At 55.5% G+C, this 22,110-nt stretch carries 16 protein-coding genes and 1 pseudogene; 4 read left to right on the top strand and 13 right to left on the bottom strand.

What is annotated here, in order from left to right:
* Positions 1 to 70 precede the first annotated feature (70 nt).
* From NZK35_RS25300 to NZK35_RS25285, 4 genes are all read left to right on the top strand, one after another.
* Complete coding sequence (locus NZK35_RS25300; RefSeq protein ID WP_259635310.1) at positions 71 to 1,306, top strand: hypothetical protein; 1,236 nt, start codon at positions 71 to 73, stop codon at positions 1,304 to 1,306.
* A gap of 226 nt (positions 1,307 to 1,532) precedes the next feature.
* Entirely contained in the window at positions 1,533 to 2,717 is a 1,185-nt protein-coding gene (locus NZK35_RS25295; RefSeq protein WP_259635309.1) for a hypothetical protein, read from the top strand.
* 376 nt (positions 2,718 to 3,093) lie between these two features.
* The gene (locus NZK35_RS25290; RefSeq protein WP_259635308.1) at positions 3,094 to 4,179 is read left to right on the top strand and encodes a prenyltransferase/squalene oxidase repeat-containing protein; all 1,086 of its coding nucleotides are present in this window, start codon (positions 3,094 to 3,096) and stop codon (positions 4,177 to 4,179) included.
* A 92-nt stretch (positions 4,180 to 4,271) separates the two neighbouring features.
* Positions 4,272 to 4,910 carry a DsbA family oxidoreductase gene (locus NZK35_RS25285; RefSeq protein ID WP_259635307.1) on the top strand — a complete coding sequence of 213 codons (639 nt, stop codon included), beginning with the start codon at positions 4,272 to 4,274 and terminating at the stop codon, positions 4,908 to 4,910.
* Positions 4,911 to 5,105: 195 nt separating this feature from the next.
* Here the strand turns inward: NZK35_RS25285 and NZK35_RS25280 are convergent, their stop codons facing one another.
* From NZK35_RS25280 to NZK35_RS25220, 13 genes and pseudogenes are all read right to left on the bottom strand, one after another.
* The gene (locus NZK35_RS25280; protein ID WP_259635306.1) at positions 5,106 to 6,032 is read right to left on the bottom strand and encodes a hypothetical protein; all 927 of its coding nucleotides are present in this window, start codon (positions 6,030 to 6,032) and stop codon (positions 5,106 to 5,108) included.
* Positions 6,033 to 6,160: 128 nt separating this feature from the next.
* Positions 6,161 to 6,451 carry a hypothetical protein gene (locus NZK35_RS25275; RefSeq protein ID WP_259635305.1) on the bottom strand — a complete coding sequence of 97 codons (291 nt, stop codon included), beginning with the start codon at positions 6,449 to 6,451 and terminating at the stop codon, positions 6,161 to 6,163.
* A 110-nt stretch (positions 6,452 to 6,561) separates the two neighbouring features.
* On the bottom strand, positions 6,562 to 7,134 hold the full coding sequence (locus tag NZK35_RS25270) for a hypothetical protein (RefSeq protein ID WP_259635304.1): 573 nt from the start codon (positions 7,132 to 7,134) through the stop codon (positions 6,562 to 6,564).
* Between the two features lie 264 nt (positions 7,135 to 7,398).
* Entirely contained in the window at positions 7,399 to 8,379 is a 981-nt protein-coding gene (locus NZK35_RS25265) for a hypothetical protein (RefSeq protein ID WP_259635303.1), read from the bottom strand.
* Positions 8,380 to 9,092: 713 nt separating this feature from the next.
* On the bottom strand, positions 9,093 to 9,560 hold the full coding sequence (locus tag NZK35_RS25260) for a hypothetical protein (protein WP_259635302.1): 468 nt from the start codon (positions 9,558 to 9,560) through the stop codon (positions 9,093 to 9,095).
* A 186-nt stretch (positions 9,561 to 9,746) separates the two neighbouring features.
* The gene (locus NZK35_RS25255) at positions 9,747 to 10,091 is read right to left on the bottom strand and encodes an ECF-type sigma factor (RefSeq protein WP_259635313.1); all 345 of its coding nucleotides are present in this window, start codon (positions 10,089 to 10,091) and stop codon (positions 9,747 to 9,749) included.
* 300 nt (positions 10,092 to 10,391) lie between these two features.
* Entirely contained in the window at positions 10,392 to 10,658 is a 267-nt protein-coding gene (locus tag NZK35_RS25250) for a DUF6794 domain-containing protein (protein ID WP_259635301.1), read from the bottom strand.
* 592 nt (positions 10,659 to 11,250) lie between these two features.
* Positions 11,251 to 13,968: a serine/threonine protein kinase gene (locus NZK35_RS25245; protein ID WP_259635300.1), complete on the bottom strand. Its 2,718-nt coding sequence runs from the start codon at positions 13,966 to 13,968 to the stop codon at positions 11,251 to 11,253.
* An 82-nt stretch (positions 13,969 to 14,050) separates the two neighbouring features.
* Positions 14,051 to 14,608 carry an ECF-type sigma factor gene (locus NZK35_RS25240; protein WP_259635299.1) on the bottom strand — a complete coding sequence of 186 codons (558 nt, stop codon included), beginning with the start codon at positions 14,606 to 14,608 and terminating at the stop codon, positions 14,051 to 14,053.
* A 301-nt stretch (positions 14,609 to 14,909) separates the two neighbouring features.
* Positions 14,910 to 15,467 (bottom strand): annotated as a pseudogene (locus NZK35_RS25235) (sigma-70 family RNA polymerase sigma factor).
* 39 nt (positions 15,468 to 15,506) lie between these two features.
* Positions 15,507 to 18,818 carry a serine/threonine-protein kinase gene (locus tag NZK35_RS25230; protein WP_259635298.1) on the bottom strand — a complete coding sequence of 1,104 codons (3,312 nt, stop codon included), beginning with the start codon at positions 18,816 to 18,818 and terminating at the stop codon, positions 15,507 to 15,509.
* Between the two features lie 116 nt (positions 18,819 to 18,934).
* A complete protein-coding gene (locus tag NZK35_RS25225; protein ID WP_259635297.1) occupies positions 18,935 to 19,489 on the bottom strand; it encodes a sigma-70 family RNA polymerase sigma factor in 555 nt (184 codons plus the stop codon).
* A 52-nt stretch (positions 19,490 to 19,541) separates the two neighbouring features.
* Positions 19,542 to 22,110 (bottom strand): serine/threonine protein kinase (locus NZK35_RS25220; protein WP_259635296.1); only part of this gene is annotated, 2,569 nt, incomplete at its 5' end.

The raw sequence follows: 22,110 nt of genomic DNA, 5'->3' as shown, positions 1-22,110 counted from the left end.
CTTTCCTGGCAGGACTACCGCGCCAGGCAGTTCCTGGCCTTCCCGAAATCTAACAAAAGGACACGTTCCAATGAGACTCTATGCCCAAAGAACGTTTACGGCAGCAATCGCCTCAGCATGCCTCCTCTGCGGTTCGATCGCCACGGCGAAGAAACCCGACAAGCCGGGCGGAGGAGGGGACGGCGACTCATCGGCGCCATATCGCGTGGTGCAACTTCCCTTTGATGGATTGCCCTATGCGATCAGCGAAGTCGGCAACGCAGGTACCGTCACGGTGGCCATCAATAGTACCGAAGCAGGATACGGCTCGGCAGCGTTTGCGCGAGTCGAGGCGAATACTGGAAATGTTCTCGAATCAGGTTTTCTGCCCGAACCACCAACGATTGACCCGGACGATGGCCTCCCCGGCAACCTTGGCAGTAGCGCGTCAGATGTAAATGTGGCTGGCAGCATCGTGGGACATGCCATGGCCTATGACCCGACTTCGACCGGCGATCTAAATCCCCGTCGAGCTGTTTACTGGTCGGATGCAGGGGCGGGATATGCATGCGAATTGCTGGCTCTTCCATCGGGATCTGCGGACAGCTACGCCACAGCGATTAATAACTGGAGTCAGATCGTTGGCAGTGCATCCACCGGGTCAGATCAAATGGCCGTACTCTGGGATGGTACCACGGGAACCGTCGCCGACCTCAACACCCAGGCGACGGCTGACCTCGGGTGGGACCTGAGAGTAGCCGGAGATATCAATGACGACGGGCTGGTGATCGGGTACGGCACACTCAATGGCCAGTTTCGAGGCTTTCTGCTCGACTCTTTAACGAACAACATCTGGCCCGTTCCTTTGGTCGGGCCGGCAACCGAGAATAGCGCCTACCGAATCAATGCGTGCGGCTGCGTGGTTGGAAGTATGTGGAATGGATCGGGGCAAGGCTATGGAACCGATCCGGATTACGTCGTCGGCTATTTTTGGGATCCTGCTGAGCCAAACCCTCAGGTGCTGCCGCCGACGAATCTGAATACGTGCCGGGCGAACGCGCTGAATGATCTCGGTGCAACCGTCGGGGCTTCTTACATTCCGACTGACGACATCTTTGGAATCTATTCCATCCCAACGCTTTGGGAACATGACGCCCAAGGTGGAGTTGTCACCACCGACTTGAACACTCAGATCCCCGACTCGCCGGGCTACACGCTTGTTTGGACAGGCGGCATCAACAACACCGGCTGGATTGGTGTGGAAGGAAGAAAACGCAGTAGAGGCAGGTACTCATGGCACGCACTGGTACTGATTCCAAACAACTAGCGACACACAGCACGGACAGCCAACGCGTCCGCCGGCAGATCGAACCGAGGCACCGGCATGGGGCGTGCCGCCTCCTTTGAAAATGGCGGCCTGAAACAAGGTAAAAGCGACCGGTGAGCGCAGGTCGCCAAACTCCTCTCGCCACGCACCAGGGACACCGTCCGCGCCCACGGTGCAACGGCTTTTTCATTTAAGTGCGAACGAAACCTTTCTAAAGGAAGAAGTCATGAAACCCTCGAAACTGACATTGCGAATTTTGCTCGTCGCCGTCGCCGTCGCGGTCTGCCTCTTTTGTCGCACGGTCGCTCTGGCCAAGAAGCCCGGCGGAGGCGACGGTGCAAACTACGTCATCGTAGAATTGCCTAACGTGGATCCATATAGCGGCCTGCTGACAGAACATGTTTCGGATGTGTCCGCCGATGGCACTGTTTACGTAGTCGGAGCTAACGGAGGACGTGCATGCCTCTGGACAGTCGGTCCGACGCTGACGGCAGTTGCCGAGGATCTCGGTGAATGGCTTCATGACAACGGGCTGGAAGTCAACTCAGCGGGGATTATTGCTGGCAGGCGGCCTGGCGACTACGCGCCGGTCCTACTGATGCCGAATCGGCAGTTGGTGAATCTGCCGGGAGCAACCGATCCACGCATTCGCATCAACAACCCGGACGACTCTGGAGTCTTTCAGGCAGTGACCGGTGGTTTGTTGTGGGACGTGTCAGTGGACGGCACCGTCCTGGGCACGACGGTGCTCGTGGATGCCCTGGGAACTACCTTCTTCGCCACGGATATCAATGACGCGGGACAGATGGCCGGTTTCGTGATGCAGGGCACGTCGGCAGTTCCGGCGATCGGTGCGTTTGTCGAGGGAGAACTCCTCATCATGACTTTGGTGAACCCTAACCCCGAGGTGATCGTCGGATTCTCCGACATGGAGATCAGTGGGGCCGGTGACGTGCTTGGTGAAGGGGCCGATCCAACCGGTACCAACGGTGGTGTTTATCCGCGAAGTGTGATCTGGCTCGCCGATGGCGGAACAGTCGACCTGGGCGTCGAACTGAACGTGCGGCACGCTGATGGTACGGGCATTGCTACGGTAAACGGGTCCGTCCAGTGTGTCGGCAAGTATTTCCGCCGCGAATTGATTGCCTTCGTCTACGCGGGCGGAACGTATCAGGACCTGCAGCAGGTTTCCGAAGGTGAACGCAGCTGGCTCGAGATCTTCCACGCTGGGGGCATTAATAACGCCGGCATGATCTGCGGGAGTGGCAAAGTTGGGCGACGCAGGGATTATGAACTGCAAGGCTGTCTGTTAATCCCACCGCTGATCGTGCAGAGCATGGTTTCGGCAAAGCAGTCCGGATCAAGCCTCTTCACCCAGCCGAAATCGTCGATCTCCAAGTCGGGGCCCTGACCCCAGCCGGCCCTCTCTTTCTGGCTGATCCACGGCCGCGCTGTGCGGAACACGTCCACAAACGGCAGTTCCGTCGCCCAGTCCGCCGGCCCAGCCAGATTGACGCCCAACCGTGCAGCGCTCGGTGCCGCTGTCGAGGCGTTCTGAGCCCATGCACGAGGCAACAGGCAAAGCGAAACGCTCAGCGCGGCGGCAAGACCAACCAACCAGCGGGATGCAAATCTCATTGGTTCTCTCCTCGGGTAATTCCTCTTGAGTGACTTTGGCGACCCTATCCCAGACGACTTCGGCAAACGCCGGTGCGTCGCGTGGCAAAGCTCTACAATAGCGGCTTCATGAGTCACTCTCGCGAGAATCGAGTATGAAGAATCAAGGCGTGAAACGGCGAAATATCATTGACCCAGCCGCGGCCATTGCTCGATTGGCGATGGCGGGGCTGGTACTGACATGGTCCTCCTCCCAAATCGCCGCCGAAGACCCGATCAGCCTTCATGATGAAGAAATCAGACAGTCGGTCTCACGCAGCACTCTGCTGTTGGAAAAGGCTGCCGCGGGAACGGCCGAGAAGCGTGTGTGTTTTACCTGCCATGGGCAAGCGCTGCCCGTCTTGGCCTTGGTCGAGGCTCAGAGGCATGGCTTTGCAGTCGATCAAGAGAATCTCCAGCGTCAGGTCCGGCACACCCACGCCCATCTGAAACGCGGCAAAAAGTCATACGCCGAGGGAAAGGGACAGGGTGGTGGCGGCGACACCGCTGGTTATGCGTTGTGGACGCTTGCCGATGGTGGACACGAGGCGGACGATGTGACCGGCGCGGTGACGGAATACTTGCTGCAGAATCAAACCCCCGACGGCTTTTGGAAATGCTCCAGTGATCGACCGCCTTCGGAGACCAGTGACTTCACCACGACCTATCTTGCACTTCGCGGGTTGTCGACGTTCCCCAACGATTTGGAAGCAGAGCGTGTCGCCGCAGCCGTGGCGCAGGCATCCGTCTGGTTGCTTGAGGCGGAACCCCGCGATACCGAAGACTTCGTTTTTGGTTTGCTGTCGGCCGAATACGCGGACGTGGCTCCCGAGTATCGAGACTCGCTGGTTGAGAATTTGATGACGAGCCAACGAGGCGACGGCGGTTGGGCGCAGAAACCGGACATGGAGAGTGATCCCTATGCCACCGGCACCGTACTGTACGCCCTCCATCGATCCGGCCAGAGTCGAGACGATGGTTGTTGGGTTCGTGGCATCCGCTATCTGCTCGACTCCCAGCAGGAAGACGGATCGTGGCATGTGAAAACCCGCAGCAAGCCCTTTCAAAAATACTTTGAGACGGGGTTCCCGCATGGCGCGGATCAATTCATTTCCACAACCGCCACGGCGTGGGCGACGATTGCTCTGTTGTTCACTTTGCCCGAGTCGGCGAAGGACGCCGCGATTTCGGAGACGATCGAGACCAGTGGTCCGTAGTATTCGTTGATCCTGCGTGGGGGTAAGTTTGTCGACGGAACAGCTTTGGGTCTGACAGCGCAGACACTCCGATTCCTCGAGATTGAGTTGCCATGAACTTCGCCGTTGATGTGATCTCTGATGTGATTTGCCCCTGGTGCTACATTGGCAAACGACGACTGGAGAAGGCAATCGCCGCCCTCGATGGCCGGCATGACGTCCAGGTCCGATGGCATCCCTTCCAACTCAATCCGACGATGCCAAAAGAAGGCATCAGCCGTAAGGAGTATCGGACCCGCAAATTTGGCAGTTGGGAGCAGTCACTCGAGTTGGATGCTAATGTCATCGCTGTCGGAGAATCCGAAGGAATTCGTTTTGCCTTTGATCAAATTGAACGAACGCCGAACACCCTTGATGCCCACCGGTTGATCTGGCTGGCGGATCATCATGGCTGTCAGGATGCCGTCGTCGAGGCGCTATTTCGGGCCTACTTCCGCGATGCCTTGGACATCGGCAATCGCCAGACGCTGATCGGCGTGGTTGTCGAAGCCGGCTTGGCCCTGCCAGTTGTCGAGGCCATGCTGGACAGCGATGATGGGATGGATGCAATCGCAACTGGAAGAGAAATGTCTCAACGTTATGGAGTCAACGGAGTCCCGTTTTTTATCATCGACCAAAAGACCGCGTTGGCCGGTGCGCAACCGACCGATGTTTTCGTTGAGGCGTTAAGGCAGACGGACGGTATGTCGTAGCGGAACAATTGCTCCATGCCGTGGCAGCTTCTCCGACAAAAGCTGCAAATTGTTTTTCCATCCCGGTTGCAAAAACCGGCAACCGGCGTGTCTGCGCACACCACAGAAGAAGACCGCACCCAAGTCTCCTGCTGCCCTGAAATCACACCCCCGCCAATCAGAGAGCGTGCAGACCGCAGTTGACCGGCCTAGCTGTCAGTCGTCATCGTCCGAACTGACAACCGTGTTGTACGTCGCAAGCAACAGCCAATGCCCGTTTTCCTTCTTCCAGGTATTGTGCCCCCTAATGATTAGCTCTTCCTGCTCGCCCTCGTCGTCGTTCGTCAGTATGTGAAGGTAAAAATTGATGATTGCTACGTCATCGACGACAACAACGGTAACTGGAATCATCTGATGGGCTACCACTTCATCTTGCCCTTCCGACCATTTCTCGTAGTACGAGTAAGTCTTTGCCGACGCTGATACTGGTGCTGGGGATCGATCTCCCCAATAAGAAGCCTTCGGGTGAAGATGCTTCTTCTCGGCATCAAAATCCTTTTTCAGGTCAAGTGCGACCTGCGTTTCCAGCGTATCCCACACCTCCTTTTGTTCTCTTGCGAAATCTCGCCCCTGGGTACGCTTCCAGATGAGCGTTCCAATTTCCTGCTTCTCGCCATTCACAATCCATTCAAGCACTTCTTCTTTGATCGTGTTCTGGTCAACTCGAGTGACAAGACCTTTGTAGCTGTTATCTCCTGTATTGCCCTCTGAGGATTGCTCAAAGGACCACACGCCCTCCTTTTCCAGCTTGCTTATGGACTTCCCCAGGCTGCCATCCTGGTTGAAAAACCACCAAGTAAGCTGCTTGCTTTCAGGATCAATTCCGATTGTCGCAACATCCGGTAACGGCCCACCTTTTGCGGTTCGGCAAATGAACTTCTCATCAATACCCCATCGGTAGGAATGTTCGTATTGGTCGTCATCAGTTCGGACCCAGACACCGCCAATAACAAGTTCTGCGAGCGATTGGAATGCGACCTGCCCGTCTGCCGTAGCCGTCTTCTCTTGAGCGACTGTGGGAGATCCAAGACTGCAAGTAGTGAAGAAAGCAACTGCAGCAAGAAGTGTTCGTGTAAATGACATCGTGAAGTTGTCCTTTGGTGGAATAAAAGAAGTTGCGATAAGTTGGTTGACAGGGCGTACGAGTTAGATTCGTTTGAACTTCCAAGTAACTTTCGGTTGTGGCTCTCCATCCGTCGTGGAGGTTGCGATCAGCGTGTAAGATCCTTGCCCACAAGTTCGGCACCTCCCTCGAACTCAATCGACCAGTTTCCCTCGATGGCACTGCCGTTCAAAATCCGCTTTATAGATGTCCGAACGACAATTCTTGTTCCTTCCTCAGCAATGCCTTCAAAGTCTTCTTGCATCGGACCTTCGTATTGCCAATTACCGATGAATGGACCAAAACACTTCAGATGCTCGGAGACAGGTTCAGGCTCGTCCTGCCCATAAGAAACAGTGCACGCAAGAAGAAGGGCAGTCAGTGAAGTAAAAAATTTCATGGTAGAGACCCCGGAAGAAGCTGGAAGTGGAATTGGCTTAGATTTACGAGAACTTGCTGTTGGCTTGCGGACGACTCTCGCGGCTGCGGAGCATGGCTTATCAACTGACTTCACTCGGTCTTCTTCTTTGCCCGCTCGACTCGTTTCAGCGTGTAAGGTGGGCTTGGACCTTCAACGATGCCACCTTTGCGTTCCAAAGCCTGGGAGGTGAGCGTGTCCTTGCCCGTCTTGGTCAACACGGTTTCGCTCGATTTCTCTTCGCCCTTTCCGTTAACACCCTTCGAAGTTTTAGTCAATGTTCTCGCAGTGGCGTCGGGTGTCACAGTGCCCCAGTTCAAATCACCAACTGAATTCATGCTGCCGTACACGATCTTCTCCTCATCGGCATTCCAGCCAATCAATGCCTTCCCAGATAGTTCGACACCTCCCTCGAATGTGGCGGACCAGTTGTACTCGACAGCACTCTTGTTCAAGATCCGCCGCCACGAAAGCTGTGTTACGACTTTCGTTCCCTTCTCAGCGATGTCTGGCACGCTTTTCAGCAATGGACCTTCGTACCGCCATGTCCCAATAAATGGCCCGTAACATTTCAAGTGTTCAAAACCGGGGCCAGGCTCGTCTTGTGCATCCGTGACACCACAAGCAACAAGAACGAAAATCAGTGCAGTAACGATTGATTTCATGGCACAACCTCTGATGGAAAACTGGGATTTCTGTTCTAATTTTTGAAAAGACTCGGTACTGGCTTGGGGCGACTCGTGTCGTTGAGGAGTGTGCGTCCAAGGGAAATCGACCAAAGACTCCCGCAGCGAGCGGGCGCACAAAGACACCCGCTGAAGCATTGCTGCGATGCTTTCCTATTTATCGCTGACTCGAACCCAAACGTCTTGAAGTGGGTCATTGGGCTCGCCTCCAATGGTCGTCGTCCCTGTACTGCCTATCCTTCTTCAGTCTGCGGGGTTGGCGACGATACGTTTTGCATCCAGGTTCAATTCCGGTTGCGGTTCTCCCTCACTAATGGTGCTGCGGATCGTATGTGTGTAGTGGTCTTGAGAATGGAATTTCAGGACACGAATTCCTGCGAAACGCTTGCCATCGAGCATCCCTTCAACCGGCCCGATCAGGGCACCATCGTCGGTCATTCCGTTAAAGCAGATCCGCACATGCTCACCGCCACGAAACCATGTCTCGACAATCTGCCGCTTCGTCGAATGCCATGCGAACAGGCCGCTCGCTGGCTGCTCACCGGTTTCTTGATAGGTCACTCGGAGCGCCATACCACTGCTGCTTGGGATTGCAGTGACTTTTGCGGTCTTCTCGTGACCATCCTTTTCGAACGTCAGCGCCCATTGCCCCACGAGAGTGTCAATCGCTTTCTTCGCATCGGCCTTGGTCGGAGACGCCAGTCTCTTCCAGACTTCGATAGGGAATTTCTCCGCCTTTCCATCGACGGTTAGTTCACCTGACCAAGTGTGTGTGTTGCCGCCGTCTGTCACAGCGATCCGAAAAGTGGTTTCGACCTTCTCGCCTTCGCTTGTTGTTCCGGTTCCCTCCTCAACCCAGCCGTCTTCGGATCTGTACGTGATCGACTGGTTAAAGATCCCACTTGATGTGGAATAAAGGCCCCTGATTCGCTTGGCTGCGGCGTCGTAGGCAACCACCCACGTACCCAAGTCACCACCGATTTGGTTGCTACAGATCATAGTATTTCCGTCGTCGCTTACTCGGCACTGGGAGTAAGCAGTAATTCTGTCGCCCTGCTTGCCGAAGCCGGGCATATTGGCAGCAAGTTCAATGTCACCGACCCAACTTCCCTTATGCGCCTCGCAGAACTCCTCGAAGTCAGAACGAGAAGATTCTTGAGCGAGTGCTGGCGTGAAGAGCAGCAGTGTGAAGCAGGCAAGCATCGAGGTGGCTTTCGATATCATCCGAGAGTCCTCCGCAGAAAGAGAGAAAGATTAGGGGGTTCGGCTAACGTTAGGTTAGGCGATGCCGCACCTCCTCTGGGTGACGACGTGCCCTCTTTGGGCCTAGTGCGACGGTATGCCCCATGTTCATTTCATCTGGCTTCGGCAGTCCAAAGTTGCGATCGATTGCTCAGTCGATGTCGAATTGTTGAATAGGTCTTCACATCGAAAGTCGTTAGCACTTGTCCACCAACAAAACGTCGGACAGCGTTGCCGCCAAGGTGCTACCAGCAAATACAGGCTCCAAAATAGTCGAAGTTCAAGCCGTCCCCGACTGGCCGACGATCACCTTGAAACGGAAGTAAGAGTAGGCTGCTTCCTGGCTGCTGTATCTCCCCAAAGAATACGGCTCGACAAGCGCCGGGCCGCGTTGAAAGCGAGAGCGTCTCGAAGCCTATTTGGCTGCTTTCTTTTTCCGTTCGACTCGCTTGAATGTTAAAACGGGGCTGGTGTCTTCAGCGATCGGGAAAACACGGTCCCCGGTCTCTGGTGCTAAGCACATCAACAATCTGGCCGTAGGTTCAGCGAACGCACACCCACGGTCGTCTTGGTCTCACCGGGCTCTCTTTTGGATCAACGAGTGCTCGATCCCTCTACGTTGCCATTGACGATGGGTTACGAACGCCTTAACTGCAGCAGGCTTCTTTCGTCTCTTGCAAAAGAGAAGAGAGGCATCATTTTCGACGCTTGCAGGTGTATTCGAAAGACGATTCCTCTCCATCCGCGTTTGTCATCTTGCCGACGACGGATGCAGTATCGTCGTCAACGTAAATCCAGGTCTCTTCCTCCTTTTCAACTGAACCATCTGGTTTTTTGGATATGGTCGTTGCCTTCTGCTTTATACCAGGCGTAACCACTTCACCAGGGTGCCCCTTCAATACGGTTGTAAAGAAGCTACCGTCAGTAGCAAACCCGGTCCCAACCCATTTTTTTCGCTTCGGATCATATCCCCACAAACCGACACCAAAGCCCTCCACCAAATGAACATTTGGATTGGGTCTCGTGATCGTCATAACAAACTTCTGAACCTCCCCATCCTGCTTCAGCTCAACATCCCAACTGCCGTCCCACCAGCTGTAAAACTTCATGGACTTTTCTGCGTCATCCGCATGTCCAACGCCCGCACACAGCACCAGCAACAAGCAACATATTCCACCACGCATAATCGAACCTCCGCTATGAAACTTCTAGTGACTTTAGTGCCGAAGTTTTAGCACACTGACAAACGGGATTCAATTAATTGGACCCGCTTCGCTCATCCGGCGATTCCGGAACGTGGCCAGCCGTTCGGCATCGGTGCACAAATCTTTTTCGAAGCGTTCGGCAGGTCACCTGATGTCTGCGTTGACGGCGGCGTCGACGTCGTCGATGCGGAATCGGAGGCGATCACCACTCCGCTTTTTCCGCCCCTTGCTATGGGCCCGCTCCACAAGTATCCGCCGCATCGACTCGGCGGCGGCCGCAAAGAAATGTCCGCGCCCGTCCCACTGCTGCGGCGATGCTTGGTCCACCAGCCGAACGTAAGCCTCATGCACCAGCGCCGTGGCTTGCAGCGTCTGGCCCGGCTTTTCGTGCTTTAGTCGGGCAGCAGCCAGCTTTCGCAATTCCTCATACACCAAAGGCAGCAACTCGTCGGTTGCCGCGGCATTACCCTGTTCGATCTGTGCAAGAATCTGCGTTACGACATGCCCTCACGGCCCATGTTTCGCATCAATCGGGTGCACACGCTTCCGGTTGGCAATGAATCCTAGGTCCTTCAGAAAGTCGATCATCTGCCTGGAACCGCGTACCGCAGCAGGGGGCGTGAAGCCATTTGGCAAGGTTTGGATGGCCCGCTGGCCCAGTCGACGTCGGCGTTCAGGCCACGAATGATCAGTCCCCGTCAATTGCCAAACCGCCGGCCGTCAACGGATCCGTCCCAAATCGCTCCCAGTGGTCGCGGTACCGCTTGCAGCGCGAAACCGGGTCAAATTCTAAGCGTCGGATGATCGCGATGGCCCAGGCCCGTATGAGGCCGGTGATGTCGTCAGCGTGGGCGATGCCGTATTCGTCGCCGCATCGCGTTTGAGCGGGCTGTCGGTGTCCCAGAGCGACCAATCGTTGCGGATCGACAACCCGGATCCGAAATGATCGAGCTCCTGCCCGGATCGGATCTGCTCTCGATGTTCGCTGGACAGCGATGCAGCCAACTGTCGGGCGGCAGGCTCAACGGACGACGGTACTGAATCACGATCGATCATTCCCAAATCACTCCAACCTGTAGTCCGCGTTGCAAGGCGACCATCGCTGACAAGGCAGGCATTGCCCGATCGTCGCCGATCACTGATCGACGAACAAAAAACCGGGGCAAAGCCATGGAACGGAGACGCGGCTACGAACGTCCGACGTAACGTATTGAAAAGTTCACTCCTTTCAAAAAGGTGACCAAGACAGGCCTTTCGGTGAAGATGAGGTTTACAGAAAGCGGGGCAAAACGGGCGAATGCTGCGACCGCAGGAAGTGACCTACCGCGCACACAAATGGTACCATTTGTTTGGAGGCCCCAAAAAGCAGACGTGTGAGCAACGAATTCGGCATCGGGACTGACTTAAATGTGGCCCTCTTTTTGTATTGCCGACCGGTCGGCAGATAGAGTTGAGGCCCATGAAGTGTGCAGTTTGTCGGTATGCGTGTACCGCGAAGAACCCAAATCGAGATCAAGCAGCCGTTCCGGATAAACTGGCTCAGTCCCATTCCGCAATCGACAATCGTCGTCTTCCAGGCGGTGTCGACATCAACGCGTGTGCGTTTGCCGCGCTTTAGGTGTGTATCGCGGTGCCCGTTGGGAAACGGTCACTCTGAATCATCGGGATGGTCATTCCAAACGGGCCAACCTTCGATGTGATCGATGCGTCTTTCCAAGGCCCATGCCCAAAGCGAGGAATTGATGATTCCGACACGATTTGTGTTGCTGCACTCCGCAAGGGACCGCCTGAAACTCGCTTCGTTCCCGTCTGCGAGGTTTTTCAGGGCAACCCAATACCGAGCATTCTGCTCCGCCTCGAGAGAACCATTCGCAGCTTGCATGAGTCTCTGTTTCGAGGTCTCGTCTCCTTTGTCGATAAAATCAAGAACAAGTCGAGACGGAGTGTATCGGTTTTCCTGATCACCACTCATCGATGCCGTGAGTGACCTAGCTCTGTCGGCAGCGAGTTTTGGCTCCTGAAGCATGAGTGCAATTTGCAGCGCACGAATCTGCGGCAGAATCGCATCGGAACGACATTCAAACCAAGGTACGCCAGATTGCTGCCAGTGTTGAATCTGAATTTTCAATTTCGCCCGCTCGCTCTCGTCATCCATCGCGAGAAGACTGTGAGTAATCCATAGTGAGGGGGATGTGGTTAGCGGGTCCGCCTGTTCTTCAATCTTTTGACGGGCATCTCGTGACTGATCCAGACCGAATCGAATGATGGCGGGGCCTGTGTGAAAGATTCCGGACTTCTCAAACTTGTCTGCCGCCTCAGAGTATTGACCTCGGTGAAATAAAAACTCGGCGACCAGCACCTCACCCAGCGGATAGGTTCCGAGCTGATCAAGAATCTCGATCGCCTGACGACACATCGAAACGTATTTGGCCTTAAGTGAGTTCTCGCTCATGTTCATGGCCGTCGTATAGGTGAACAGGCCAATGGAACGCACGAAGGGGCTGCGCGGTGCAATCGATTCGCAGATCTTGATCTCTGCGATGGCTTGGTCCATCAGTTCGCCAGCTGCCGTTCGATCCGGGGAGTCATACGCTTTGTGAGTCAATACAGTTGCATAGAGAGCCCGTGCCATGATCCAATCTGGACGTTGAACGACGAGGGATTCAAGCGTTTGTTCGGCGACATCATAATCTCGGTATAAGTTTAGATATGTGTAAAAAAGCTTGCCGTACTGGTCTGGAGCCTCTTCCTCCGCGACGACACGTGCTTTCTGCGCAAAGCCGTCTGCCACGTGGAAGTTATGGTGGTACCCGTGGATGGTTACCAGCATGCACAATGCGATGAGGTTGTCGGGATCGCGCATCAGAATGTTGTCGAAGCTCTCATCTAAATCTTTCATGTCACCGGAAAAGAAGCGTGCCACGGCTTTAACGAGGTCTGCTTCGACATTTGGCTCATATGGCCGCAAGTCACGAAGGTCCTCAGCAATCCTAAATGCGGTTTCATCGCCCAGTAGAGCGCGGTCCATACCTTCCACGAACAATTGGCTGCTGAAGTTGTTGAGGATTTTCGCAAGCGTGGCTCGACGACGTGTTTCGTAAAAGGCGAAAGCCACCAGCAGTGCGGCGCAAATTGCGGCAATCAGCACTGGCATTCGATTGCGTCGCACAAATTTTCGCGTTAGGTAAATAGGCGATGGCGGTCGTGCGAGCACGGCTTCATTATTCATGTGACGACGTAAATCGTCTGCCAACTCGTTTGCTGTTTCGTAACGCCGCGCTCGGTCCTTTTCCAAAGATCTCATCACGATCGAGTCGAGATCCCCGCGTACCACCGCTCCCAAATTTGATCCTTCAGTCGACCGACTCGCGGAGACCTTGCCGGCGGCGTCTCCAAGCGAGCTGATACGGCTGCTCGGTCTTGGTGGATCCTCTTCTCGTAGGATTTGCAGTACCTCCTCGAATGCCGATGAGCGAAGCCTTTTGCCATCAAACGGTGTCCCCCCGGTGAGCAATTCGTACAGCAACACACCCAGCGAGTAGATATCGCTACGAGTATCGATGTCGAGTTGATTGAATTGCGTCTGCTCCGGACTCATGTACTCGAGTGTGCCGACGATTTGGCCAAACTCCGTGAACATCGTCCGTTCGGTCAATCGTTGATTGGTTGCTTTCGCGACGCCGAAGTCGATCACTTTCGGGACCGGTTTGCGGTCGTACTGGGCAACGAGCACGTTGCTCGGTTTGATGTCGCGATGGATGATTCCCTTTTGGTGGGCGTGCTGAACGGCCTGACAGACCTGCATGAAGAGTTCCAGCCGCTGTTGAATCGTTAGCTTGTGCTCGTCGCAGTACTCCGTGATCGGCACGCCTTTGACCAGTTCCATAACGAAATAGGGGCGTCCACCTTCGGTTGTGCCCGCATCCAAGACCTTCGCAATGTTGGGATGGTCCATCATCGCCAGTGCCTGCCGCTCGGCCTCGAAGCGGGCGATCACCGACTTGGTGTCCATTCCCTGTTTGATGATTTTCAGCGCGACCCGGCGAGTGACTGGGCGTGTCTGCTCGGCCATGTAGACGGTGCCCATACCGCCTTCGCCGATCTGCTGCAGCAGTTTGTAGGGACCAATTTCCTTGCTGAGCAATTCTACGGCCTCGGGGATATCCTGAGTTTCGGGCGGGCCGACAGGAGGCGACTCGAGAAAACTGCTCGCGTCGTGATAGGCTTTCAGAAGCGCCTCGACCGAATTGCGAAGCTCAGGGTGCCTTCCGAATTGGCCATCCAGGTATTCGCGACGATCCTGCGTCGAATCGATTTCCAGTGCTTGGTCAAAGATGGATTTGGCGTGTTCTTGAAGGTTTGTCATCGCGCTGCTCCGGAGTTATCGGGTTCACGATATCCAGTGCGACGCAGTGAAGCAAAAGCTGCCAGGAAAACTGAAACTTTGGTCACACATCGTTGAGGAGCTGAAACAGACGTGCCTTGGCGTATGCCCAATGTCGATGCGCTGTTCTTGTCGAGATGCCCAAGGACTGCCCCGCCTGCTCCACCGTTAGTCCGCTAAAGTACCGCAGTTTGACCACTTGGGCGACTTCAGGCATCTCCGACTCTAGCTGTTCCAAGGCAATGTTGAGTGTCAGAAGATCCTCGCACGTTGATTCGTCGGCAACGTCGATCTCGTCGATCGGTATCGGGCGACGGCCGCCGCCGTGCTTGATGCGTTGTTTCCGCCGAGCGTTCTCGACAAGAATCCGTCGCATCGCCTCGGCGGCCGCTCCGAAGAAATGGCCGCGGCCATTCCAGTCGAAGGGCGATCCATTACCTACGAGCCGGATGTAGGCGTCGTGAACCAGGGCCGTCGCCTGCAGCGTCTGGCCCGGCTTTTCGTGCTTGAGTCGGGCAGCAGCCAGCTTTCGCAATTCCTCATAAACCAGCGGCAGCAACTGATCTGCCGCCGACGGATCGCCCTGTTCGATCTGTGAAAGAATCTGGGTGACGTCAGACATAAGCACAGCATAGCGACCTGACGCGGCGGTCTCCAGCATTTCGATCGGGGAGGCGTCTCCTGGCATCAGGACCGACAGCCATGCGTGCGTGTACGCACACGAACGTCGACTGACTTAGAAGTTGGAGCAAGACGCAACACCGCCTGCGAATCGCAGTACGTCAACGACAAAACGGTAGCCACTCAGGGGCATGTGCTTGCCTGCTTTCACCGCGTTCGTTGGCCGGTCGGCAAATAGCCCTATGCAATCCGCGCGTATTGCTCACATCCGTGGGAGAGCCCGGCGCGTGACGTCCGATGGTTCACTCCGAATCCATCTCAGTTTTGAGCCACGCCCTGGCGAACGCCCACGCTCGATCGGCAGTTGGAGTGGAAATGCCAAGTGCGTTTGCGGCTTGTTGATTCGTCAGACCCGCGAAGAATCTCAATTTGACGAGCTGAGGCTTCCGCGGGTCGTGTGATTCCAGTCTGGTCAATGCCTCGTCGAGTCGAATGAAGCGTTCAGGCTTCTGAGCGGCTGGATGGTCAAGCTCCTCGAACTCGACTCGTTGGCGCTCTCCGCCACGCTTCTGAGCCGATTTGGCTCGGGCACGTTCGATCAAGATTCGACGCATCGCCTCGGCCGCCGCCGCAAAGAAATGACGGGAGTTGTCCGACTTTTGCTCGTCCGTCTGGCCGACCAAACGCAAGTAGGCTTCGTGAACAAGCGCCGTCGCCTGCAATGTCTGGCCAACCTTCTCCTGGGCAAGTTTGGCAGCGGCGACGCGGCGAAGTTAGTCGTAGACCAAAGGCAGTAATTGCTCTGAGGCCGCAGGATCGCCCTGGTCGATCTTCGAGAGGATGGTGGTGATGTCCGGCACGGCTGACGCCGAGATTTCGCTGAGGCGCTCCGCAATCGGTCAAGGATGGTCGCGTCGAGGCGCATGCCATATTCTTATGAAACGGTCACCACCCGAGACCAGTGTCTCTCCATCGGGCGATATTGCCAACGCGTTGATGCGACTGGGGTCTTGAACGAGTGTCATGCGGCGACGAAGCGGACTGTGGTTCCAAAAGCAAATATTGCCGCTCCAGCCTGCCGATACCAGAGTCCTTTCGTCGTCGATAAAGAGCATTGCAAAGGGGCGACCAGAATGGCCGACTTGTTCCATTGGGGTCGCAGAGGTTCCGATTCCAAGTACAGAAACCTTGCCGCCGTGCGAACCGATCGCGATCCTTCCAGATTCCTCAGCCAGGGCAATTGACTGGGCCGGACCGGCACCGGAGTCGAATTCGAGCAGGATATCGCCGGTTGTTGCATTCCTCACAAGAACAATTCCGTTGCTTGTCCCATACGCAAGGAAATCTCCTGCTATGGCCACACTCGAAATTGGGACTCCAGTCCGAAAAGTGACTGGCGCAGACGATTCTCCCACCCTCCAAAGCTGCACATCACCGTCTTCGTACCCCACGACCACTCGCTCGCCATTGATGTCCAGGCAAGATGGCTTGCTGCGGGACTCTTCTTGCAGAACATGCAAAAGCACCTTGGAACGAACATCGTAAACGGAGAGCTTGCCCAATTCTTGGGCAGTTACCAACATGCCTCCATTCGATCCTGCCATGCAGCAGATCGGTTCAGCGGATGGAGTAAATCTCGTTTTCTCAAATGTAACTAGGTTGAATTCCTCAACATGCCGATCCTCAGGACTTCCGCAAAGCACATACACCCTGGAGTTGCTGTGACAGTAGTCGACGGCTGTGACCAAGCGATCTACCTCGTGCACGGCTGAGGCTCGGGATTCGCTTAAACTCCAGATCCTTATCGCGCGATCCCACCCTCCTGCCGTAACAATGAGATCCCCGGAGACCTTTAGATCTTGGACGGCTCCCGTGTGGCCTCGGAGCGTACACAGCTCCGACCGCGAATTTACGTCCCATAATCGCACGGACTGATCACGGCTACCGGACACCAAAGTCGCGCCGTCTTCGGAAAAGCTGACTCCTCGAACTTGATCTGTGTGTCCGGCCAGAATCGTCTCGACCTCGGCCTGCAGATCCCAGAATTTGAGCGTGGAATCTCCGCACGCAGCCACCAAATACCGCTGGTCGGGGGAATACGCGAGTTGGAAGATTTTCTGAGACTCTTCAGGAAATGCCGAGGCATAACTCCTAACCACCGTGCACGGGATTTCCGAGACCTTCTGTCCAGTCATCGCGTCGAAGACGAAGATGCGCGCCGAATTATCACCCACGGCAATGAAGTCGCCGTCTGGCGAATAAGCGATCGCAGTGAGTCCAGCATCACTCACGCCATAAGGCTCACGAATGGCCTGGCCGCTAACGCTGTTCCACATTCGCAGGTAGCCGTCTCGGCTGACGGTGGCCAAACTTGCTCCGTCTGGCGCAAATGCGATTTCAGCGATCTGGCCTTGGTGCCCGATGAGTCGAGAAACTTCATTGGTAACGAGGTTTCGCAGTCGTGCTATGTTGGGATCTTCGTCCAAATACGCGATCTGGTCACCTGCCGGTGAGAAAGCTACGGGAGTGTAGTATAGGCCTTGCGGATGGGTCGTCTCAGACCACAGCGTCTCATGTGTATCGGCGTCCAAGAGTGCGATTCGCCCCTCCACGTCGGCGACCGCAATTCTCGCTTTATCCGGTGAAACCGCGACCGAATTGACGTGGGCATGCCACGGTACCGTTTCTATGGGGGCTCCCTCCAGTGCCCGATTTCGGATATTGAAGTAGTCGAAGCACCGTAGGTCTTCGCGGCCCTGGCTAGGATCAAGTTCGCCGAGGAGTGAGAGAGCGGCGTCAGGATCATTACGGCGAAGCGATTCATTCGCTGAATTTATTGCTGAATCGTAGATTTGGTGCCGCTGTTCCTTCAACAGAGCCTCAGCACGTTCACGAGCGCTTTCCTCAAGTGTCAACGCATTATTGAGCTTAACGGAAAGAAAGGTGGAGACGGCTGCGATCATCAATATCGCAGCTAACAAGATGACCGAAACAGCAAACGCGGTGCGATGTCGGCGGAGAGCACGATTGAGTAAGTAGCGAAATTCCGGAGGTCGTGCGGCAATAGGTTTGTCGGCTAGATGAGACGCAATGTCCTGCCCGAAGTCGCTCGCCGTTTCGTACCGCCTAGATCGGTCTTTGTGGATCGCGGTCATCACGATCCAATCCAGGTCGCCTTTGACCAGGCGACCGAGACGATCTGGCTGCGTTTGTCGTAGCTGTGAAATCCGTGAAGCCGTCTCGCCCAGCGTGCTGATGCGGTTGCTAGGTCGAGGCGGTTCTTCTTCTCGAATGATGCGCAACACCTCGTGCTGGGCGGCTTCGCGGAGCTTGCTTTGCTCGAACGGGGTCGTGCCGGTCAGCAACTCGTAGAGCAACACGCCGAGCGAGTAGACGTCGCTGCGTGTATCGACATCGACGGCGCTCAAGTTAGCTTGCTCTGGACTCATGTACAGCGGCGTGCCGATCACCGATTGAAAACTCGTGTAGATCGAGCGGTCGGTCAGACTCTGGTTCAAAGCCTTGGCGACACCGAAGTCGATCACCTTGGGAACGGGTTTGCCGTCGAGTTCAGTGACCAGCACGTTCGAGGGCTTGATGTCCCGGTGGATGATCCCCTTCTGGTGGGCATGTTGGATCGCCTGGCAGACTTGCACGAACAACTCCAGTCGCTGGTCGATGCTCAGCTTGTGTTCGTCGCAGTAGTCCGTGATCGGGATGCCGCTTACGAGCTCCATCGCGAAGAACGGGCGCGCTTGCTCGGTTGTCCCGGCATCCAGAACTTTGGCGATGTTGGGGTGATTCATCATCGCCAAGGCGTTGCGTTCCGCCTCAAAACGGGCGATTACCGCTTTCGAGTCCATACCGGCCTTGATCACCTTTAGCGCCACCTTGCGGCGGAGCGGTTTCTCTTGCTCGGCAACATAGACGGTGCCCATGCCACCCTCACCAATCACCTCGCGGAGCTTGTAAGGGCCGATGGTCGAGCCAACGAGCTTGGCGTCGAGTTCCAAATCAACTGTTGGATCAATGCCTTGGTCGTCCCGAAGAAAGCTCCCCGCCTTTTCATTCGCGGCCAGGAGCTTTTTCAGGCGGCTGCGAAGGTCGTCGTCATCGCCACACACCTTGTCGAGGTAAGCCTCGCGCTCGGCCGGAGATTTCAACTCAATCAGTTCGGTGAACAGGTCTTCGATGGGGCGGACTTGGCTCATGGATGACTCCTTATGGATCTCGATTATCAGGAACCAATGCGAGTTTTTGAGCCAGAGGGCTCAGAGAGGTGGGAAAAATCTAAGATTTTCCGGCTGACCTTGCAGAATCGGGTCCGTCAGTCGGCCAATTCTTCGTAGAGGAACGCCCGAGCGAAAGCCCAACGTCGTTTCGCGGTTGCCAGTGATACGCCAAGGAGCGGGGCGGCGTCCTTGAGCGGAACTCCGGCGAAATAGCGGAGTTTTACGAGCTCAGCAATTTCCGGCTTTTCCCGTTCCAGCTTGGCCAACGCTTCGTTGATGGCCAGCAGGCGGTCCGGCGTTTCGTCACTGGCAGGGCAGTGGATCTCCAAATCGAGTTTGTTTCGATCGCCACCGTACTTGGGCCGTTGCTTCTGGCGGGCTCGATCAATCAAGATCCGCCGCATGGCTTCAGCGGCCGAGGCGAAAAAGTGCCCCCTCGAATCCCAGGCGACCTCGTCGTCATTCTTGACAAGGCGAAGATACGCTTCGTGGACCAACGCGGTCGCTTGCAAGGTTTGCCCCGGATTCTCGCGAGCCATCCGGGCGGCGGCCAGGCTACGCAGTTCATCGTAGACGAGCGGTAGAAGCTGCTCTGAGGCCGACGGATCGCCTTGATCGATCTTCGCGAGGATGGTGGTGATGTCTGACATGGCGTCTTAGGCAACGAAAAGAGAGCGTATCGCAAATACAAGAGCCTAGACTCTACATTTCGCCGTCCGCTTGCCGGAGAAAATACATGCACCAGAGGTCCTGAGCGTCAATTCGCCCAAGATCCAATTGTTTTTGAAAGTGACGATTCGCATCCTTGGATTTACCATTAATCCAGTATCGGAGCGCGATTTCAAAATGGCCCTTGGCTGGCGACTCATTGAGTAGTTTTTCATCATCAGGCTCAGAGGAGGCCCAGTACGCGAGATGAGAGCGATAGGGTAACACAGCATCCTCTGCGCCGCTGAGCAACCACTTAGCCTCCTTTCGCAGCGCTTCTTCAGTCACTCCATCCACGAGTGCCAATGCATAAAGCATGTATAGTCGTGCATCGCACGACGTGTGTTTCTCTTGAATACTGTTGATGATTTCACGAGTTTGGTCGTCGGACCCCGTCAGGGCATAGAGTTGGGCTAAGCCGATCTGAACGTAACAAGAGTCGCGACTTCTTTCACTCGAATCAGCCTGCTGAAGTACTTTGATCGCCGCCTCCGGGTTTCCCTTCATGCACGCAACAGGAACGTAGTTCATTGGGGTAGAACCCGCACCATTCAGAAATCCCTCTTCCATGACGCGAAGCGCTTGCTCAAAATTACCTGCTGTGACATACAAGCTCGACCGCGCCCATGAGTTCTGTGAGTTTTGCTCAGCCAACTTAAACGCTCGACCTAAATAATCGACTGCTTTATCCTGCAGTCCATATCGCTCGGCGGTCACGTGTGCCGAGCGTAGGGAGGAGATCGCAATGGTGTTGATAAACGGGTTGTCAGGCTTTAGGACACGAGCTGCCTCGATTTCCCCAATCGCCTTGAAAACGCCAGTAGGATTGGTTGAATTGGAATGATGATGTACTTCCGCCGCTGCGTTAACTACATGTCCCAGAATCCCCTCAACGCGTGACTCCGGGAATTCGTCCAGAATTGCGATTGCCTGCTGCGGATCGGCGACGCAGTAGAGTTGGGCTTTTATCAAAGCCTCAATACTGTTTCTTGGTGTGGACTGCGCGAGCAATTGAGATGCGCGCAGAAACTCTTGTTCGCTTCCTATCAACGCTTCAACCCAAGTTTGGATCGAATGTTTAATCACTCCGTCCTCCGCTTCCGCCAAGTGAAATCGCGTCAATTCAAGTTCGTCTGCGTAAAAGGCAGTCAGTGCCGATAGAAGTGCCAATTTCTCCCTCGCGAGATCTAGCCCCGCTGCTTCCCGAAGATCGACTTCAGCCGCAGAAGGGTTCACCAGCACATTTAAGACCAGTCTTAAAAAAAGCCGGTCTTGCGCAATCTTTTTTTGACGATCGGCTTCCTGCTTCGACTTTGCGAGTTCGTTCGTTTTTCGTCGAACGTCACCAAGTCTCTCCTCAGCTACTTTTCGTTGTTGAATCGAATCCAGCCCAGCTGACGTCACAAACGCCGTTGCCAAAACCACGACCAACACCACGAATCCCGACACCCCCACCAAGCCTTTATTCCGCCGATAGAAGCGGCTCAGTCGATAACCTGCCGACGGCGGTCTCGCCTCCACAGGCTCGTCCGTCAGATGCCTGCCGATATCAGCGGCGAACGCGTCGGCGGTCTTGTATCGGCGGTTGCGATCCTTCTCCAACGCCTTCATCACGATCCAGTCGAGGTCTCCACGCACCAAGCGACCGAGTTGTTCAGGTTGGGCGCCGCGACACTCGGAGACTTGCGATGAAGTTTCGCCGAGCGAGCTGATGCGGTTACTGGGACGCGGCGGTTCGGTTTCGCGAATCCGACGCAGGACTTCATCCTGGGCCGCTTGCTTGAGTTCCTCCGGGCTGAGCGGCGTGGTGCCGGTCAGTAGTTCATACAGCAGGATGCCTAGCGAATAGACGTCGCTGCTGGTATCCACGTCGACACCGCTGAGCTGTGTTTGCTCGGGGCTCATGTAGAGCGGCGTTCCGACCAGCGACTGATAACTGGTGTAAACCGTGCGGTCGGTGAGATTGGCGCCGAGCGCTTTGGCGACGCCGAAGTCGATGACTTTGGGAACCGGCTTGCCGTCGATCTCCGTTACCAAGATGTTGCTCGGCTTGATGTCCCGGTGAATCACCCCTTTTGAATGTGCATGCTGGACGGCGTTACAGATTTGAGTGAACAGCTCCAGCCGCCCGCTGATCGTCAATTTCTTCTGGTCACAGTACTCCGTGATGGGCTTCCCCTGGATCAACTCCATCACAAAGTAAGGGTGGCCTTGCTCAGTCGTTCCCGCATCGAGAACTTTAGCAATATTTGGATGGTTCATGAGTGCCAGGGCATTTCGCTCAGCATCAAATCTGGCGAGTACTGCCTTGGAGTCCATGCCGGGCTTGATCACCTTCAAGGCGACTTTGCGCCGCAGGGGTTTCTCCTGCTCCGCGACGAAGACCACTCCCATCCCGCCATCGCCGATCTGCTCGCGAATCTTGTAGGGCCCGATGACCTGCCCCGGCCGGACCAACGGTCGGTACTCTTGGGTGAGGTCCACTGTCGGGGCGATGGCGGGCGGCGGATTCTCTAAGAAACTGCTGGTGTCTTCGGTGACTCCGAGCAGTTCAACGATTCGC

Source organism: Stieleria sedimenti, assembly GCF_025060895.1.
Taxonomy (GTDB): Bacteria; Planctomycetota; Planctomycetia; order Pirellulales; family Pirellulaceae; genus Stieleria; species Stieleria sedimenti.
Note: the sequence above shows the minus strand (reverse complement) of the source record. Positions and strands in the feature narration are given on the sequence as shown.